Origin of the sequence: Chromobacterium haemolyticum, from assembly GCF_009936155.1 — a bacterium.
GTDB classification, from domain to species: Bacteria; Pseudomonadota; Gammaproteobacteria; order Burkholderiales; family Chromobacteriaceae; genus Chromobacterium; species Chromobacterium haemolyticum.
Window position 1 is genome coordinate 2,145,827 of sequence record NZ_AP019312.1, and the last position, 17,547, is coordinate 2,163,373.

The window sequence follows — 17,547 nt, forward strand, 5'->3', positions numbered from 1 at the left end:
GCATTTTGAGCTTGTACCCACCATGCAACGCTTCACGAAGCGCCGCAGATTTTGAACGGGTTCTTATTGCGGTGGCCGGTGAGCCCGACTCTAGCGCAAGGCGCCGGCGCGGGCCGGATCTTGCCGAGCCAGCATATCGCCCCATGCGAGTTGCGTCTATTATTTTTGCCATTTGATGTTTTTGTGTTAATTATCTGCATACTCCATGCAACCACGCCTGACGCGCGCGGTCCTGCCATAAGCGGGGCCGGCCGGCGGACACGGCGGGACGCGCGCATTCGCGCCGGTGCTTGTGTGCCGGCGCGGAGAAAGATAACAAGGCGAGGGCCGACGTTGCGACGCGGTCCCGACAAAGGAGATGCACCATGCGTAATGTTGACAACGCGCTGCCGGCCCCGGATGGGGGAGGCTTGAGCGCAAAGGGCTTGCCCGCCGGCTCCATCGGCATTCTCGGGCTGGTGGTGATCGGGATCTCCGTATGCGCGCCGGCGTACACGCTGACCGCTTCCCTGGGGCCGGCTGCCACTCAGGTGGGCAAGCAGATGCCGGCGGTGTTTTTCGTCAGCTTCATTCCCATGCTGTTGGTGGCCATAGGCTACCGCGAACTGAACCGCGAGATGCCGGACGCCGGGACGTCCTTCACCTGGGCCACGAGGGCCTTTGGGCCATGGATTGGCTGGATCGCCGGCTGGGGGCTGGTGGTGTCCACGGTGCTGGTTCTGTCCAACACCGCCGCGGTGGCGGTGGACTTCATGTATCTGGCGCTGGGCCAGGCCTTGGAGCGGCCGGATATCGCGGCGTTGCCTGACGACGCGGTGGTGAACATCGCCTCCTGCCTCGGCTTCATGGCGGTGGCCACCTGGATTTCTTGTCGCGGTCTGCAATCCACCAAGCGGGTGCAATATGTGTTGGTGTCGTTTCAGGTGTTGGTGCTGGCCTGGTTCGCTTGGGCGGCGTTCAGCGCCGCCGCCGACGGCGGCCATCCGTATTCGATACCGGTGGAGTGGAGCTGGTTCAATCCCTTCGCGGTGGAGAGCTTTTCCCAATTCGCCGCCGGGGTGGCAGTGTCCATCTTCGCCTATTGGGGCTGGGACACGGTGGTGACTATCAGCGAGGAAACCACGGGCGACAAACGCGCCAATCTGTCTGGCAAGGCCGCCACGCTGGTGATGGTGCTGCTGGTGGGTTCTTACGTGTTGATCAGCGCGGCAGTGGTGTCTTTCGCCGGCGTGGGCAGCGACGCCACCGGCCTCGCCAACCCGGCCATCGCGGCCAATGTGTTCACCGCGCTGGCCGGGCCGGTGATGGGGCCGGCGGCCATCTTGCTGTCGCTGGCGGTGATGTCCAGCTCCGCCGCATCCTTACAGTCCACTTTTATGTCGCCCGCGCGCACCATGCTGGCGATGGGCCATTACCAGGCCTTGCCGGCCAAGTACGCGGTGGTGGAGTCCCGCTTCAAGGCGCCTGCTTACGCCACCGTGGTGTCTGCGCTGGTGGCCTCTGTGTTTTACGCGGTGATGCGGGTGGTCAGCGAGAATGTGCTCTCCGACACCATTACCGCGCTGGGCATGATGGTGTGCTTCTATTACGGCCTGACGGCCTTTGCCTGCGTCTGGTATTTCCGCAAACAGGCGCTGACTTCGGCACGCCATTTCCTGTTACGCGGCTTATGCCCGGGCTTGGGCGGCATCCTGCTGTTCGTCGCGCTGATCCGCACCACGCTGGACAGCATGGACCCGGCTTTCGGCAGCGGCTCTCATATCGGCGGCCTGGGCCTGGTGTTCATTTTGGGCGTGACGGTGGCGCTGGCGGGCTTGCTGGTCATGCTGTACATGTATCGTGAATACCCGGCCTTCTTCCGTGGCGAGGTGTTGAAGAAGGGCACGCCGGTATTCAGCTTAGACGAAAAGATCTGAGAACCTGTTCACGATCTGCTGCGCGTCGGCGATACCGCGTTGAAAACCAGCTCAAAATGCTCATGTACCACGTGTACATTACGCTTTTTCGCTCGTTTTCGCCTTGTCGCACTTTAGCTCGCGCAAATGAAAAAGCCGCCCGGAAGGGCGGCTTCGACATGGAGGGTGAGGCGGTTCAGATGCGGAAGAAACGCACCGCTTGATGCAGGCGCTGGGCAATGTCCGACATGGAGTGGGAGCTGTCCGCCACATTGCTGACGATGGCGGTATTTTCCTCTGCCATCTGCGCCACTTTTTCCATGTTCTGCGCGATTTCGGTGCTGGCCAGCTTCTGCTCCTGCACGGCGCTGACGATGGTGCCGGTGCTGTCGGTGGACTTGGCCACCGCTTGTTCGCCCTCCTGCAAGGCGTTCTCCACGGTGGAGACAAAGGCCTGGCTGCTGCTGAGCGAAGCAAGGCTGCTGGTGATGGCGTCTTCCAGTTCCACCGACTGGGTGCCCAGCACATGAGTGACCTGGTCGATTTCCTTGGCGGATTCAGCCGAGCGTTCGGCCAGTACGCGCACTTCGTCGGCCACCACCGCGAAGCCGCGGCCCAGTTCGCCAGCGCGCGCGGCTTCGATGGCGGCGTTGAGCGCAAGCAAGTTGGTTTGGTCGGCGATGTCGCGCACCTGGCTGGTCATGCTGGTGATCTTGCGGGTGTTGGCGACGAAGTTCTTCACCGCTTCGGCAATGCCGTTGACGGCTTTTTCGACATTGTTGACCTCCTTGACCAGCAAGCTGAGTTGGGCGGTGCCGTTCTTGGCGGTGACCAGGCTGGTTTGCGCGTGTTCACGCACTTCCTGGGCCGCTTCTGCCACATGGCTGATGCTGACGGTCAGTTCTTCCACCGCGGCGGCGGAACTGGCGGCGGCCTGGCTTTGCTGGTGAGAAGCGGTCAACACTTGCTCGGCGGATTCGGACAATTGGCTGGCCACGCTATTGGCCTCTTCCGCGCCTTGCTGGACGTTGCCGATGGCTTGCACCAACTGCTCGCGCATATCGGCCAGCGCGGCGATCACCTGGGCGGGTTCGTCCTTGCCGTCCGGCTTCAACTCGATGCGCAGATTGCCGGCGGCCACTTCGCGCGCGGCCTCTACGGCGCTGTTCAGCGGGCGGGTGATGGAGCGGGTCAGCAGCCAGCCTATCAGCGCGGCCGCGACCAGGCAGATGGCGGTGATGGTCAGCGAGGTGGCGCGCACGGCGGTGGCGCTGGCCTCCGCGTCCTTGCGGCTGTCTTGAGCCCGGTCCGCCAGCGCCTTGCTCAGCGCTTCCACCTTTTGTTCCAATTGGTGGATCAGCGGACGGTGCTGGTTGACCATGAAGGCTTCGGCCTCCTTGTTCTGGTTGGCCATGGCCAACGCCATCAGCTTTTTAGTGGGCGCGTCCAGCGCTTCCTGTGCCTGGCCCACGTCTTTGAGCAGGGCGGCGGTAGCGGGCATGGGCGGAAACTTGGTGAAGTGGTCTTCCAGCGCTTTTTCGGCGTTGTTGAAGGCCTTGATGGTTTGGTCGGTCTGCGCCTTGATCTCGGCCATCTTGGCTGGATCGGTTTCAATGATCAGATCGCGCGCGCCGATGCGCTGCTGCTGCAGGTGGTGGTCCAGCTGAGCGACTATCAGCAGGGATTCCAGCCGGTTGTCGGTAATGTCCTCCATGCCGTCGCTGATGGAGGAGAGTCCGTTTAGCATGACCACACTCATGATCAGCACCAGGGCGATCAGCGCGCCGAAGGCGAGGGCGAGTCTTTGTCCAATGCGCAGGTTTTTCATCAGTTTGTCCCGTAGTGTCTTTATTGTGGTACTTCCAATTTAATATATTTATGAAGTGATCAAAAAGTGAATAATTACTTATAGGACAGCGGATAAAATTTTTGGAGACGTTTTTGCTACCTTGCGGAAAACCATGGGCATGAAGCAGGCGAAGGCAAGGCGGGTGGGAGAGCGGCCTGGCGGCGCGGATTATGCGAAAGATATGAAAAAAGCGGACCGGGGTCCGCTTGATCTGCTTTGCCGCGGCGCGCGGCTTACTTCTGGATTTGCGCCTTGGCTTTGAGCTCGGCGATCAGCTTTTCCACGCGGCCGCCCATGATGCGCTGGGTCAGTTGCGGGCGGATGTCGTCCAGCGCCGGCACATTGCGTTGCACGCGGGCGTCGTCCAGCTTGATCACGTGCCAGCCGAACTCGGTTTTCACCGGTTTGGCGGTCACTTCGCCCTTGGACAGCTTGGTCATGGCTTCGGAGAACGGCGCTACGAAGGTGCCGGCTTCCTGCCAGTCCAGATCGCCGCCCTTGTCCTTGCTGCCCGGATCCTGGGATTTCTCCTTGGCCAGCTTGTCGAAGGCCTTGCCTTTCTTCAGCGCGTCGATCACCGCCTTGGCTTCGGCTTCGGTTTTCACCAGGATGTGGCGAGCGTGGTATTGCTTGGTTTCCGGCACGCTGGCCACCAGCTTGTCGTATTCGGCTTTCAGGTCGGCGTCGCTGACCGGGTTGGACTTTTCATAGTCCTTGATCAGGCGGTTGGCCAGCGCCATTGCCTGCATATTGGCTAGTTCGGCGGCGAATTCCGGCGATTTGTCCAGACCCTTCTTCACGGCTTCCTGGCGCAGCACTTCGGCAGTGACCAGTTGATCCTTGACCATGTCACGCGCTTGCGGGTTGGCCGGCTGGCCCTGGGCTTCCATCATCTTGACCACGGCGTCGATGCGGGCGTCGGAAATGGCCTGGCCGTTGACGACCGGGCCGGCAACCACGATGGCGCTGCCGGCGAAGGCGGCGACGAGGGCGCTGGTCAGCAGGAGTTTACGCATATTCTTAGGTGTCCTGAAGGTTTGGTTTATTGGATCTTGGCCTTGGCGCGCAGGTCTTCCACTGCCTTGGCGATGGCTTCTTCTTGCAGTTGGCGGCCGATTTGCGGCTTGGCCTCATCCAGCGACGGAAGCTTGGCGTCACGAATGTCTTCCACCTTGAACACGTGCCAGCCCAGCGGGGACTGGTACGGTTTGCTGCTGGTCTGGCCTTTGCGGATGTCTTTCAGCGCGGCGGCCAGCGGCGGGTCCATGCGGTTGAGATTGCCCCAGCCCATTTCGCCGTTGCTTTGCTTGGCGTTGGGGTCGATAGAGCGGGTTTTCACCAGTTCGTCGAACTTGGCGCCTTTTTTCAGATCGGCGATCACTTTCTGCGCGTCGGCCTCGCTCTTCAGCGTGATCTGGCGCGCGTGGATCTCCTTGCTGCCGGTCTGTTGGGCGGCGAGCTTGTCGTAGACGCTCTTGATCTGGGCGTCGCTCACCGGCGCTTGTTTGGCGATGTCGGCAAACAGCGCTTCTCGCAGCATTTCATTGCGGATGTCATCCAGGCGCTGGGTGAACAGCGGCTGCTTGTCCAACTGGCGCTTGCGCGCTTCCTGCAGGATGACTTCGCGGGTGATCAGCGAGGTTTTCAACTGCTCGCGCAATTCCGGATTGTCCTGAGCCTTGCCGCCGCTGCTTTGCACGATGTTGGCGACTGCGGCGTCCAGTTCTTTCTTGTCGATGGCTACGCCGTTGACCACGGCGATGGATTCCGCGGCGGCGGGCAGGGCGATGGTGGCGGCCAGCACGACGGCGGCGATGCGGGAAAGCTTCATGGGGTACCCCTTGGATGGAATCAATTCAGATTTCTTCAGGCGTGAACGCTCTGATGGCCAGAGCGTGCACCTTGGTTTGCATCAAGTCGCCCAGCGTTTCGTAGATCAGCCGGTGGCGATGCACGCGGCTCAGCCCCTGAAAGCGGGCGCTGACAATGGTAAGCGTGTAATGCCCGCCGCCGTCGCGCGCGCCGGCGTGGCCGGCGTGCAGCGCGCTGTCGTCCTGGATGTCCAGGTGTTCCGGCGTTAAGGCTTGCAAGGCGGCGCGGAGGAGTTCAACCGTGGCGCTCATTGAGGCAATACCTTGAGGAAGGGCTTGACGCTGACGCCGGCGTAGACGCCGGACGCCACATAGGGATCCGCGTCGGCCCAGGCCTGGGCGGCATCCAGTGATTCGAACTCCGCGACGATCAGGCTGCCGCTGAAACCGGCGGGGCCGGGGCTGGCGCTGTCGATGGCGGGACAGGGGCCGGCCAGCACCAGGCGGCCGGCGTCCTGCAGCGCCTGCAAGCGCGCCAGATGGGCCGGACGGGCTTCCAGCCGGCGCGGCAGCGAGTCTTCGTGATCTTGGCCGATGATGGCGTAAAGCATTATTTCTTTTCCTCAATGTATTTGGAGAGGAACAGGCTTTGGGCGATGACGAAGGCCAGCATCAGGCCCAGGCCGCCAAACAGTTTGAAATTGACCCATACGTCTTCGCTGAAGCGATAGGCGACGAACAGATTGAGCGCGCCCATGAAGGCGAAGAAGCCCACCCAGGCCCAAGTCAGTTTGCGCCATACCGGCGCCGGGAGCTGCAACTGTTGGCCCATCATCAGCTTGAGGCCGTTTTTGCCCAGGAAGTCGCTGATCAGCAAGCCGGCGCCCATCACCCAGTACAGCACGGTGGGCTTCCACATGATGAAGTGCTTGTCGTGCAGCAGCAGGGTGGCTCCGCCCAGCACCACGATCAGGCCCAGGCTGACCCACTGCATGGTATCGACCTTGCGGTGACGCAGCCAGGTCCAGCCCACCAGCAAGGTGGTGGCGGCGATGGCGACGCCGGTGGCGATGAACATGTCGCGGCTCAGCCAGTAAGTGGCGAAGAACAGGACGACGGGAAATAGGTCAGTGAAGAATTTCATGCGCACGATTATGGGGGCGGCCCGGCGGATATTCAAGCCGGGCAAGGGTTGAAGAGTTCAATGCGAAACGGTGGCTCGCCCGGCGTCCGCGCGTTGGGCGAGCCTGTTGCAAGGCAGCGTCAGCGCTGGGTTTGCTTGACCACGCTCATTGCGCTGGCCACCAGCGAGCTTACGTCGGCCACGTTGGCAGGCAGGATGATGGTGTTGTTTTCCTTGGCCAGTTTGCCGAAGGCCGCGACATATTGCTCCGCCACTTTCAGGTTGACCGCTTCCAGACCGCCCTCGGTATGGATGGAGCTGGCCACGCGCTTGATCGCGTCGGCGGTGGCGTCCGCCACTAGGCGCAGCGCCTCGGCCTCGCCCTGCGCTTTATTGATGGCGGCCTGTTTGTCCCCCTCGGAATTGTTGATGGTGGCTTGCATCTCGCCCTGGGATTTCTGGATCGCCGCTTCGCGCGAGCCGTTGGCCAGGTTGATCTGTTCCATCTTCAAGCCTTCGGACTGGGCGATGCGCGCGCGCTTTTCCCGCTCCGCGGTGATCTGCGCCTGCATCGCGTGCAGGATGTCCTGTGGGGGCACTAGGTCCTTGATCTCGTAGCGCAGCACTTTCACGCCCCAGTTGACGGCGGCTTCGTCCAGCGCGGCCACCACGGTCTGGTTGATCTCGTCGCGTTCCTCAAAGGTCTTGTCCAGCTCCATCTTGCCGATCACCGAGCGCAGCGTGGTTTGCGACAGCTGGGTGATGGCGATGATGAAGTTGCTGGTGCCGTAAGAGGCGCGCTGGGCGTCGGTTACCTGAAAGTAGAGGATGCCGTCCACTTTCAGCTGAGTGTTGTCGCGGGTGATGCAGACCTGGCTGGGCACGTCCAGCGGCACTTCCTTCAGGCTATGCTTGTAGGCGATGCGGTCGATGAAGGGAATGATGATGTTGAGGCCGGGAGCCAGCGTGCCGTGGTAGCGGCCGAGGCGCTCGACGATGTAAGCGTTCTGCTGCGGCACCACGGCCAGTGATTTGAACACGAAGACGATGACGGCGGCGAGCAGGATCAGGGGCAGGAGTTCCATGGGTCTTATTGTTCCGGTTGGGTTGAACTGATTTTGAGTAGGTTGCCGTCGCGGCCGACGATGTAGGCGGTGGCGCCGGTTTCCAGCGGCGCGCCGTCGATCGGGGCGGCGTCCCAGGCCGCGCCGCGGTATTGCACGCGGGCGTGGCCGGAGGCGGGGGCGTGGAGAATTTGCACCGGCTGGCCCAGGTCCGGGTCGTCGGCCCGCGGCTGGGCGGGGAGGGGCGGATGTCGGCGTTTGTAGCCGTAGACCAGCGCCACGCCGGCCACGCCGGCGATGCTGGCGATCACGTATTGGCTGGCTTCGGGCGCGCCCAGCCAGGCGGACACGCCGCCGCACAACATGGCGACGGCGACGACCAGCAGGTAAAAGGTGCCGGAGTAGAACTCGGCGATCAGCGCGATCAGCGCGCTGGCAATCCAGATGGCGGTTAGCGGCAAGACGATGCCCTTGTCAAATTAATGCGCTCATTTTCATGCCATCGCCGCGGAATGACAAGCGAGCGGGAGCGTGTCCCTCAAAAACGAACGCGCTCTCAAGAGTCGGTTCAATGCCGCTTTGCCGAAGCGCGGCGGACATCAAACCGGTTCTTTAGACATGATCTTTGTCCGGCAGATAATGGGACAGGCGAGCCTCTTCCTCGTCATCCAGCCAGAATTTGTCCAGCATGACCCAGACTACGGCAAGCAGCGAAGCGAGCACGACGAGCAGGATGATCATGGCTTTGGCTCCTTTAAGGTGAACAAGGCGCATTCCCGTTTTCATTGTAGTGCTTGCCCCGGTGCTTTGCCGGCGATAGAGGTACAATCCACCCCTTCAGACACCCAGAGGGACGGAATGTTCCATTTGCAAGCGTTGGCGCAGGCCGAGGTTGAAATCAAGAAGAGCCGTTTCATCGGCATTGTGCAAGCGGTGAGCAGCCGGGAAGAGGCGCAGGCGCGGCTGGCGGAGATCCGCGCCCAATGGCCGGATGCGCGTCATTACTGCGCGGTCTTGCTATGCGGCGCGGACTCCATGCTGGACGACGACGGCGAACCTTCCGGCACTGCTGCGCGGCCAATGTACAACGTGCTTAGGCACAAGGGCGTCTGCGATGTGCTGGCGGTGGTGGTGCGGTATTTCGGAGGAATAAAATTGGGTGCGGGCGGCTTGGTCAGAGCCTACACTCAAGCTGTTAACGCCGCGATGGACGCGGCCAGCCTGGTGGCGGTGGTGCCGCGCGGAGATTACGAGGCGACGGTGGATTTCGCCGGCGAGGCGCGTCTGCGCCATTTATGCCAAGAGCTGGGGGTGCCGGTGTCGGCCCCCAGTTACGGCGAGCGGGTGAGCTTGAGGCTGAGCTTGCCTCTCGCCGAGGCGGAGGCCCTGCTGGCGGCGTTGACGGACGGGATGGCCGGCGCGCTGGAGGTGTCGCCGGTCGACTGAGGCGCCGTACGGCGCGGGCGGGGCCGCGCCGGCCCTTCAAGCTGGAGAGAGGGAACTCATGTCGCAACAGCAATATCGCCTGGTGACGCGCAGCGATTTCGACGGACTGGTGTGCGCGGTGCTGCTCAACGAGCTGAATCTGATCAACGAGATCAAGTTCGCCCACCCCAAGGACATGCAGGACGGCAAGGTGGAGATCACCGAGAACGACATCACCACCAACCTGCCGTACGTGGCGGCGGCGCATCTGGTCATCGACCATCATCTTTCCGAAACCCTGCGCAACTCCAGCGCGGACAATTATGTGATAGACCCCAAGGCGCCGTCGGCGGCGCGGGTGGTGTACAACCACTTTGGCGGCAAGCAGGCGTTTCCCAATATCAGCGACGAGATGATGGAGGCGGTGGACAAGGCCGATTCCGCGCAGTACACGCTGCAGGAAGTGCTGCACCCGTCCGGCTGGGTGCTGCTCAATTACCTGATGGACGCGCGCACGGGTCTGGGGCGCTTCAAGGAGTTCCGCATCAGCAATTATCAGCTGATGCTGGACTTGATCCGGTATTGCCGAGATCACAGCATCGATCAGATCCTGGCCCTGCCGGATGTGCAGGAGCGCGTGGAGTTATACGCCAAACACGAGGCGCTGGCCAAGGAGCAGATCCGGCGCTGTTCCCGCGTCTATGGCAACCTGGTGGTGTTGAATCTGCTGCATGAAGATGTGATTCACCCGACCAACCGTTTCATGATTTACGCGCTGTTCCCGGACTGCAATATCTCCATCCATCAGCTGTGGGGCGTCAATCGCCAGAACACGGTGTTCGCGGTGGGCAAGTCCATCATTAACCGCACTTCGCGCACCAATGTCGGCGCGCTGATGCTGCAGTACGGCGGCGGGGGACACGAGGCGGCCGGCACTTGCCAGGTGGGCAACGACCAGGCCGAGGACGTGCGGGACGAGTTGATCGCGCGCATCCGCGGCCACGGCTGAGAAAACGGGCGCCGGCCCCCATCAACGACTTTGCGAGCAAGCGCGAGCCAGCGCAACAGATCTTGAACAGGCGCTAAACGTCAGGCCAGCTGGCGCAGTACGTCCAGGGCCTGATGCAGGTCTTGGCACACTGCCAGCGCGTGATGGGTCTGGTCCGCTGGCGGAGCCACCAGGTCCGGCACCAGAATCACGCGCATGCCGGCGGCAACGCCGGCGTGCAGGCCGTAAATCGAGTCCTCAAGCACTACGCAGCGCTGAGGGTCGACGCCTAGCTTGCGCGCGGCGGCCAGGTAGACGTCCGGCGCCGGCTTGGTGTGGGCCACTTCGTCGCCGGCCACCACAGTGTCGAAATAACGCGAGAGCCCGGTGCGGCCCAGCTTGATGTCCGCCAGTTGACGCTGGGTGGATGTAGCCACCGCGCGGGGCAGGCTCTGCGCGAGCGCCCAGTCCAACAGCGCCTCGATGCCGCGCTTCAGCGGAATCTCTTCATGTTCCAGCATCTGCCAGTAATGCCTGCGGCCCACGTTCTGCAGCGCGACGGCGTCGTCTTGATTTCCCAGCTTTTCGCTGAGGAATTCGGTGCAGCGGCGCATGGACAGGCCCACCATGTCCAGTAGCAGCTGATCGCTGAGCGTCATGTCCAGCTCGTCGGCGGCTCGGCGCCAGGACTCCATGGAAATTCTCTCGGTATCTATCATCAAGCCATCCATGTCGAGTAGAATGGCGTCATAATTTTGCGGCATGGGGACTCCTTTTCCGGGCTTCGACCATACGCCTATAGCCCGGCTGCGGCAAGCGCTCGCCCTCTGGTATAGTGTCCCATCGCAAACGGCAGAGGAGGCGGATGTGCAATCGGTATTGGTAGCCAATCCCAAGGGCGGCAGCGGCAAATCGACCTTGGCGACCAATCTGGCCGGCTATTACGCTGCGCGCGGCAAACGCGTGATGCTGGGCGATGTGGACCGGCAGCAATCCTCGCTGGGCTGGCTGGCGCAACGCGACGCTGCACTGCCCTCCATCGCGGGTTGGGAGGTCAAGGCCGGCGAGGCCGCGCGGCCGCCCAAGGGCACCGAGGTGGTGGTGCTGGACAGCGCGGCGGGCCTGCACGGCAAGAAGCTGGCGGCGCTGGTGTCCCGGGTAAGCCGCATCCTGGTGCCCATTCAGCCGTCGCCGTTCGATATGTGGGCGAGCGAAGCTTTTTTCGAGCAACTGCTGGAAGAGAAGGCCATTCGGAAGAACAAGGCTTTTATGGCGGTGGTGGGCATGCGGGTGGACCCCCGCACTCGCTCCGCGCGCGAGCTGGAGAAATTTCTGGCGGACCACGAAGTGCCGGTGTTGACCTGGTTGCGCGACACCCAACTTTACGTGCAGGCGGCTTCCAGCGGGCTGTCCCTGTTCGATCTGCCGCCGTCGCGCACCCAGCGCGACCGAGAAGCCTGGCAGCCGCTGCTCAACTGGCTGGGCGAGGGAGACGAAAGCTGGTGCGATAAGTGAAAAATTTTGTCTTGATCTGAAATAAAATGGCTTGACGTGAAGAAACCGGCGGCGTAAGGTGTGCCGGTAAGTGCGTGCGAGCCAAACGAGGCGTCGCAGGGGACACTGTAAACGGGAGCCGTCGGGGCTCCCGTTTATATTTGGGGCCCCTCGTTTTTTGACTCTATTTCCGCTTTGGGAGCACACGCATGATCAAGACAGAACTCAATTACGGCGACGTTTATCTGGTGCCGAAAAAAACCGTAGTGGACAGCCGCAAGGAATGCGACACCTCGGTGCAGTTCGGCCCGCGCCGTTTCGACATGCCGGTCTACGCGTCGAATATGAAGTCGGTGGTCAGCGCCGAGACCAGCGAGCTCTTCGCCGCTCAGAACTGGTTCTACACCATGCACCGCTTCAATGTGGACGCGGTGGCTTTCACCCGCGCCATGCAGGAAAAAGGTCTGTTCGCCTCCATCAGCGTAGGCGTCAACGAAGACACCCTCGAACAACTGGACGCGCTCAAGCAAGCGGGGCTCACCCCTGAGTACATGACGCTCGACATCGCCAACGCCTGGTGCGTGAAGGCGGAGCGCATGATCAAGCACATCAAGCAGCTCTTCCCCGGTACTTTCCTGATCGGCGGCAACATTGCCACCGCCGAGGCCGCGCGCGACCTGGAAAGCTGGGGCTGCGATGCGATCAAGGCCGGCATCGCCGGCGGCCGCGTCTGCATCACCAAGAACAAGACTGGCTTCCATCGTCCGATGATTTCCACGGTGCAGGACTGCGTTGCCGCGGTCAAAGTGCCGGTGATCGCGGATGGCGGCATCGTCGAGCACGGTGATATCGCCAAGGCGCTGGCCTGCGGCGCCAGCATGGTCATGGCGGGCTCGCTGTTCGCCGGTTACGACGAATCCGCCGGCGAGATCGTCGAGATCAACGGCAAACACTACAAGGAATACTTCGGCAGCGCCTCTCAGTTCAACAAGGGCGCCTACGTCAACGTCGAAGGCAAGAAAATCCTGGTGGAGTACAAGGGCAGCATCGGCAAGCTGTTGCGCGAACTGAAGGAAGACCTGCAGTCGTCGATCAGCTACGCCGGCGGCAACACCTTGCAGGCCTTGCGCAACGCCGAGCTGATCCAGGTTCGCCGCTGATCCGGGCTGCTCGGCTCAGGCGTGCTGCGTCGTCGGACGGGGCGCGTCTTCTTGAGGCTGGGCGCGGCATTGCGCCCAGATCGAGCACTCCAGTTGCATGGCCACCTCGTCGCGTTGATTGAGGGTGGTCCAGCGCACTTTCACCACGCCGAAGCCAGGCTGGCTGTTGGAGCGGCGCTTGTCCAGCACCTCCACGGCGACGCGCAAGGCGTCGCCGGCGCGGGTGGGCTGCGGCCAGCGCATCTTGTCGATCTGCATGCCGATCAGGCCGTTGGCCATCTTCCCAAGCTCGGTCTGGGTCACTAGCCGCATGCTCAGGCTGCTGGTCTGCCAGCCGCTGGCGGCCAGGCCGCCGAACAGGCTGTCCGCGGCGCTTTGCGGGTTGGTATGGAAATGCTGCGGATCATACTGCCGTGCGAAGCCGATCAGCTCTTCCTCGCTCAGTACGTGGGTGGGGCTGTGGAACAATTGTCCCGCTTTCAAATCTTCAAAATAGAGCATATCGACTTACGTTCGCGTCACCTCGAGCGCGCAGCTTAACGCGGCCGGCGAAACGGGTCAAAATCCGCAAGGCATTCAGCCTGGCAAGGGGGATATTTTGTCGCAAGATAGACAGTTGGAAGTGTGCGCCGGCTCGCTGGCGTCCTGCCTGGCCGCCGCGCGGGGCGGGGCGGCCAGGGTGGAATTATGCGCCAGCCTGGAAACCGGAGGGGTCACGCCGTCGCCGGGCATGATTGCACTGGCGCGGCAGAGGCTGGACATCGGCCTGCATGTGATCGTGCGTCCGCGCGGCGGTGATTTTCTGTATTCCGACGACGAATTCGAAGTCATGCGCCGCGACGTGCTGGCCTGCCGCGAACTGGGCGCGGACGGGGTGGTGCTGGGCTTGTTGACCGCGGACGGCGACGTGGATGTGGAGCGCACGCGCGAGCTAGTGCGGCTGGCGGGGCCGATGAAAACCACTTTCCACCGCGCCTTCGACATGGCGCGAGATCCGGAACTGGCGCTGGAGCAGGTCATCGCCAGCGGCTGCCGGCGCGTGTTGACCTCCGGTCAGGCGCCGGACGCGCTGCGAGGGGCGGCTTTGATCCGCCGCTTGCGTCGTCAGGCCGGAGAGCGCTTGATCCTGATGCCGGGCAGCGGCGTGCGGCCAGGCACGTTGGCCGAGCTGGCGCGGGCCACTGGTTGTCGTGAATTCCACGCCTCTGCTCGGAGCAGGGTGAGCAGCGCGATGCGCTATCGCCAAGCCGGGGTGAGCATGGGGGCGGCGGGCATGGACGAGTATGACAGGATGGAAACTTGTGTCGAAACCGTCCGAGCCATGACGGATTTGCTGCGCGGATTGGATTGACGCTTGTCTGGCGGAACGGATTTGCAGGATGATGATGACATTTACCGGAGGCGGGCCATTTTAAGAGCCTGTTCAAAGCCTTGCGAGCAAGAGCGAGACAAGGCGAAAGCGGCTGAGAAAGCGGCATGTACGCGTGGTGCATGAGCATTTCGAGGACGGTTTCAACGCCGTATCGCCGACGCGCAGCAGATCGTGAACAGGTTCTAAGAGCCGCTAAGCAAACCTCGCGGAGACCTGCACCAAGGCGCGCCGACTCAGGCCTTGAGCGCGACAAGAAGGCTCAACGCAGGGTCAGGGGTTTTGTGAGCGGTTTTAAGGAGCGCAAGATGAGCAAGCCGTCGCATGTGGTCAATATCGACCAGGTGGAAGCCGTGGACTATCGGGAAGGGGATGGGTGGGGCGGCAGCTATCAGCCGTTGACGCCGGCGCTGGACGCCTTGCCCGGCCGGCTGGGCGCCAATCTGACCCGCCTGCCGCCCGGGCGCGCGGGCTGTCCCTTTCATTCCCATGCCCGCGAGGATGAAATCTTCTATGTGTTGTCCGGGCGCGGAGTGCTGCGCCTGGGCGATAGCCTGCAGGAAATCGGTCCAGGAGACTGTATTTCCTGCCCTGCGGGCACCGGCGTCGCGCATCAGATCGCTAATCCCTTCGATCAAGACCTGGTCTACCTCGGCATCGGCGTCAACGACCCGCACGAGGTTTGCGTGTATCCGGATAGCGGCAAGGTGCTGGTGCGCCATCTGAAACAAGTGGGGCGATTGGAAAGCGCGCCGTATTACGATGGCGAGCCGGCGCGCCCAGGCATCTTCGACTTGCTGGAGCGCCAGCAGGTCTTGCCCCGGAAATAGGCGGTTTGGCATGCGGCGGCGGCATGAGCGATAAAGGAACCATCGCTCATTAATGGACAAGGCAATGAAGAGGCGGGGATTAAGTCTTGCGGGAGCGGTGTTGGCGCTGGCCTGGCCGCTGAGCGCGGCGGCGGCGGAGCCCTTGCTGCTCTGCTATGAGGACCAGGCCTCCTATCCCTGGCTGGACGGCCGCGGCGGCGGGCTGGACATTCAACTGATCAAACACCTGCAGAGCGGGTTGAAACGGGAGCTGTCCCTGCATCCAATGCCGTGGCGGCGCTGCATCAATATGCTGCGCCAAGGCAAGATGGACGGCGCTTTCGCCGCCAGCTTTCTGCCCGAGCGCTTGCAATGGGGCGTGTACCCCATGTTGTCGGATGGCGAGCCGGACGCCAGCCAGCGGCTGCATAGCGCCACTTACTCCCTGTACCGGCTCAAGGGCACCACGGTGGACTGGGACGGCGCGCGTCTGTCCAGCGGGATGGCGCCGATAGGCATGCAGACCGATTTTTCCATCGGTGTTTTCCTGCGCAAGCAGCAGGTGGCGATAGACGACAGCAACCGCGATCCGCTGGCCATCCTGCAAATGTTGCGCTTGCGGCGCTTAAGCGGCGCGGCGCTGCAAACGCCGCGCGCGGAGCAGATTCTGCACGACCATCCCGAGCTGGCGGAGGCGATAGAGCGCTGCCGGCTGCCTTTGGAGGAGAAGCCTTATTTTCTGATACTGTCTCGCCAATTGGCGTACCGGGAGCCGGGCCTGCCGGGCAGAATCTGGGCGGAACTGGAACGGCAACGGGAAGCGCCGGCTTTTCTCGCCCAGTTGCGGGCGGCGGGAGCGCACCGGGAAGCAGGCGGGGCGGCGCGCAAATGAAGACAGAATGCTCAGCGACCGCTTGCTATCAAACTTAAAGTTTTTGCTTTATTATTTTCCGCTCCATGATTGACTTGGGAATCCCAATGCATAAAAAAACGCTTCTGGCCGCAGGCTGTTTGTGGCTGACCGCCGGACCGGTCTTGGCGGAGGCCTGGTCCTATCCCGGCTGGCAGGACGGCCGCGACACCCGCGTCAAGGCGCTGGCTCTGTTGCAAACCTTGAACGCCACCTTGCTGAGCAATAGCAGCGCCACCCGCACTTTGCAGCAGTGGTGCGCCGATCACCGGATGGCGTCGCCGGCCCAGATTCGCGCCTTGCGCAATCCGGCGGACCACAAGGACGCCAGCGCGGAAGTGCGAGCCCAGTTGCAGGCGCGGCCGGGCGAACGCATCGCCTACCGCCGCGTGCAATTGGCCTGCGGCGAACACGTGCTGTCCGAGGCCGATAACTGGTATCTGCCCTCCAAGCTGAGCGCGGAAATGAACCGCCTGCTGGACAGCAGCGATGTGCCGTTTGGCCGCGCGGTAGCCGCGCTGAATTTCCGCAGGCAGACCGAGGAGGTCAAACTGCTGTGGTCGCCGTTGCCGGCTGGCTGGGAAATGAAAGCCGCTGCTTCGGAGACCGCCGCCGCCGGGCTGGATATCGCCCAGCAAGTGCTGCAACACCGCGCCGTGCTGTATCGCGGCAGCGACAACGCGCCGTTCAGCGTGGTGGTGGAAACCTATCAGCGCGAAGTCTTCGCCTTCCCGCTGGCTTATTGAGAATCTGTTCATGATCTGCTGCGGGTCAGCAGATAGCTCGAGCCGGGTGCTGGCAGCGCCCGCCGAGTAAACATCACAAGAAAAAACGACCATGATGAAGCAAAAACAAATGCTGGGCGGCCTGTTGGTGGGCAGCCTGATGGCGGCGGGCCAGCCGGCGCTGGCGGACCGCTTGGACGACATCCTGCAACGCGGCAGCGTGCGGGTGGGCACCACCGGCGACTACCGCCCGTTCAGCGAACGCGACTCCGGCGGCGACTACCGCGGCCTGGATATCGAAATGGCCCAGAGCCTGGCGCGGGCGCTGGGCGTCAAGTTGGAACTGGTGGCCACCAGCTGGCCGACGCTGATGCGCGACCACGCTGCCGGCAAGTTCGATATCGCGATGAGCGGGGTGTCGATCAATCTGGAGCGGCAGAAGCGGGCGCTGTACTCCTTGCCTTATCTGAACGACGGCAAGACGCCGATCACCCGCTGCGAAAACGTCCAGCGTTTCCAGACCATCGCCCAGATCAACCAGCCTCAGGTCAAACTGATCGTCAACCCGGGCGGCACTAATGAAAAGTTCGCTCGCGCCCGCCTGCCGGCGGCCGCGTTGACCGTGCATCCGGACAACGTGACCATTTTCAAGCAGATCATGGACGGCAAGGCGGATCTGATGGTGACCGATGCGGTGGAAACCCGTTACCAGCAAAAGCTGCACCCGGAGCTGTGTGCGGTACACCCGGACAAGCCGTTCGACTTTTCGCAAAAAGCCTATCTGCTGCCCAATGACTGGCGCTGGAAAGCCTGGGTGGACCAGTGGCTGAGCCAGACACTGCAAAACGGCGAGTTCGCCGGCTTGTCGGCCAAGTGGCTGGGAAACTAAGCGGGATCTAAGAATGTGTTTACGATCTCGCGAGTT

21 protein-coding genes are annotated in these 17,547 nt (G+C 62.5%); 10 read left to right on the forward strand and 11 right to left on the reverse strand.

Annotation, left to right across the window (positions count from 1 at the left end; genetic code table 11):
• Positions 1 to 365: 365 nt before the first annotated feature.
• Positions 366 to 1,916, forward strand: coding sequence for an APC family permease (locus GYH29_RS09715; RefSeq protein ID WP_052052228.1), 1,551 nt, complete (start codon positions 366 to 368; stop codon positions 1,914 to 1,916).
• 175 nt (positions 1,917 to 2,091) lie between these two features.
• On the opposite strand, the gene GYH29_RS09720 is transcribed toward GYH29_RS09715, so the two are convergent.
• The 9 genes from GYH29_RS09720 to GYH29_RS25025 all read right to left on the reverse strand — a co-directional run bounded on the left by GYH29_RS09720 (position 2,092) and on the right by GYH29_RS25025 (position 8,483).
• Positions 2,092 to 3,723, reverse strand: a complete 1,632-nt coding sequence (locus GYH29_RS09720; RefSeq protein WP_052370947.1) for a methyl-accepting chemotaxis protein — start codon at positions 3,721 to 3,723, stop codon at positions 2,092 to 2,094.
• A gap of 254 nt (positions 3,724 to 3,977) precedes the next feature.
• Positions 3,978 to 4,760, reverse strand: coding sequence for a peptidylprolyl isomerase (locus tag GYH29_RS09725; protein WP_114153528.1), 783 nt, complete (start codon positions 4,758 to 4,760; stop codon positions 3,978 to 3,980).
• A gap of 26 nt (positions 4,761 to 4,786) precedes the next feature.
• Positions 4,787 to 5,575, reverse strand: a complete 789-nt coding sequence (locus GYH29_RS09730; RefSeq protein ID WP_019100384.1) for a peptidylprolyl isomerase — start codon at positions 5,573 to 5,575, stop codon at positions 4,787 to 4,789.
• Positions 5,576 to 5,600: 25 nt separating this feature from the next.
• Positions 5,601 to 5,867: a BolA family protein gene (locus tag GYH29_RS09735; protein ID WP_043641717.1), complete on the reverse strand. Its 267-nt coding sequence runs from the start codon at positions 5,865 to 5,867 to the stop codon at positions 5,601 to 5,603.
• Positions 5,864 to 6,166, reverse strand: a complete 303-nt coding sequence (locus GYH29_RS09740) for a YciI family protein (RefSeq protein WP_161523604.1) — start codon at positions 6,164 to 6,166, stop codon at positions 5,864 to 5,866. Before GYH29_RS09740 ends, GYH29_RS09735 begins: the two co-directional genes overlap by 4 nt.
• Positions 6,166 to 6,699 carry a septation protein A gene (locus tag GYH29_RS09745; RefSeq protein WP_114153524.1) on the reverse strand — a complete coding sequence of 178 codons (534 nt, stop codon included), beginning with the start codon at positions 6,697 to 6,699 and terminating at the stop codon, positions 6,166 to 6,168. Before GYH29_RS09745 ends, GYH29_RS09740 begins: the two co-directional genes overlap by 1 nt.
• Positions 6,700 to 6,818: 119 nt before the next feature.
• Positions 6,819 to 7,763 (reverse strand): SPFH domain-containing protein, encoded by a 945-nt coding sequence (locus GYH29_RS09750; RefSeq protein ID WP_043641720.1) that lies wholly within the window; start codon positions 7,761 to 7,763, stop codon positions 6,819 to 6,821.
• 5 nt (positions 7,764 to 7,768) lie between these two features.
• Positions 7,769 to 8,203 (reverse strand): NfeD family protein, encoded by a 435-nt coding sequence (locus GYH29_RS09755; protein WP_161523605.1) that lies wholly within the window; start codon positions 8,201 to 8,203, stop codon positions 7,769 to 7,771.
• A 151-nt stretch (positions 8,204 to 8,354) separates the two neighbouring features.
• Positions 8,355 to 8,483, reverse strand: coding sequence for a hypothetical protein (locus tag GYH29_RS25025; protein WP_019100378.1), 129 nt, complete (start codon positions 8,481 to 8,483; stop codon positions 8,355 to 8,357).
• Positions 8,484 to 8,600: 117 nt separating this feature from the next.
• Here GYH29_RS25025 and GYH29_RS09760 point away from each other — a divergent pair, with 117 nt between their 5' ends.
• Both GYH29_RS09760 and GYH29_RS09765 read left to right on the forward strand, forming a co-directional pair.
• Positions 8,601 to 9,188, forward strand: a complete 588-nt coding sequence (locus GYH29_RS09760; protein ID WP_043641726.1) for an IMPACT family protein — start codon at positions 8,601 to 8,603, stop codon at positions 9,186 to 9,188.
• A gap of 58 nt (positions 9,189 to 9,246) precedes the next feature.
• Positions 9,247 to 10,176, forward strand: coding sequence for a DHH family phosphoesterase (locus GYH29_RS09765; protein WP_019100376.1), 930 nt, complete (start codon positions 9,247 to 9,249; stop codon positions 10,174 to 10,176).
• An 80-nt stretch (positions 10,177 to 10,256) separates the two neighbouring features.
• On the opposite strand, the gene GYH29_RS09770 is transcribed toward GYH29_RS09765, so the two are convergent.
• Positions 10,257 to 10,919 (reverse strand): HAD family hydrolase, encoded by a 663-nt coding sequence (locus tag GYH29_RS09770; RefSeq protein ID WP_161523606.1) that lies wholly within the window; start codon positions 10,917 to 10,919, stop codon positions 10,257 to 10,259.
• A gap of 103 nt (positions 10,920 to 11,022) precedes the next feature.
• Here GYH29_RS09770 and GYH29_RS09775 point away from each other — a divergent pair, with 103 nt between their 5' ends.
• Together GYH29_RS09775 and GYH29_RS09780 are read left to right on the forward strand one after the other, a co-directional pair.
• On the forward strand, positions 11,023 to 11,670 hold the full coding sequence (locus tag GYH29_RS09775; protein ID WP_232060562.1) for a ParA family protein: 648 nt from the start codon (positions 11,023 to 11,025) through the stop codon (positions 11,668 to 11,670).
• 188 nt (positions 11,671 to 11,858) lie between these two features.
• The gene (locus GYH29_RS09780) at positions 11,859 to 12,809 is read left to right on the forward strand and encodes a GMP reductase (RefSeq protein ID WP_043641733.1); all 951 of its coding nucleotides are present in this window, start codon (positions 11,859 to 11,861) and stop codon (positions 12,807 to 12,809) included.
• A 15-nt stretch (positions 12,810 to 12,824) separates the two neighbouring features.
• On the opposite strand, the gene GYH29_RS09785 is transcribed toward GYH29_RS09780, so the two are convergent.
• Positions 12,825 to 13,310, reverse strand: a complete 486-nt coding sequence (locus GYH29_RS09785) for a MaoC family dehydratase (RefSeq protein WP_019100372.1) — start codon at positions 13,308 to 13,310, stop codon at positions 12,825 to 12,827.
• 97 nt (positions 13,311 to 13,407) lie between these two features.
• Between GYH29_RS09785 and GYH29_RS09790 the strand changes: the two genes are divergently transcribed.
• From GYH29_RS09790 to GYH29_RS09810, 5 genes are all read left to right on the forward strand, one after another.
• Positions 13,408 to 14,160 carry a copper homeostasis protein CutC gene (locus GYH29_RS09790; RefSeq protein ID WP_161523608.1) on the forward strand — a complete coding sequence of 251 codons (753 nt, stop codon included), beginning with the start codon at positions 13,408 to 13,410 and terminating at the stop codon, positions 14,158 to 14,160.
• A 326-nt stretch (positions 14,161 to 14,486) separates the two neighbouring features.
• Positions 14,487 to 15,008, forward strand: a complete 522-nt coding sequence (locus GYH29_RS09795) for a cupin domain-containing protein (RefSeq protein ID WP_052052229.1) — start codon at positions 14,487 to 14,489, stop codon at positions 15,006 to 15,008.
• A 64-nt stretch (positions 15,009 to 15,072) separates the two neighbouring features.
• The gene (locus tag GYH29_RS09800) at positions 15,073 to 15,879 is read left to right on the forward strand and encodes a type 2 periplasmic-binding domain-containing protein (protein ID WP_161523609.1); all 807 of its coding nucleotides are present in this window, start codon (positions 15,073 to 15,075) and stop codon (positions 15,877 to 15,879) included.
• Positions 15,880 to 15,965: 86 nt separating this feature from the next.
• Entirely contained in the window at positions 15,966 to 16,643 is a 678-nt protein-coding gene (locus GYH29_RS09805) for a hypothetical protein (protein WP_043593544.1), read from the forward strand.
• 91 nt (positions 16,644 to 16,734) lie between these two features.
• Complete coding sequence (locus GYH29_RS09810) at positions 16,735 to 17,511, forward strand: transporter substrate-binding domain-containing protein (RefSeq protein WP_161523610.1); 777 nt, start codon at positions 16,735 to 16,737, stop codon at positions 17,509 to 17,511.
• Positions 17,512 to 17,547: the final 36 nt, after the last annotated feature.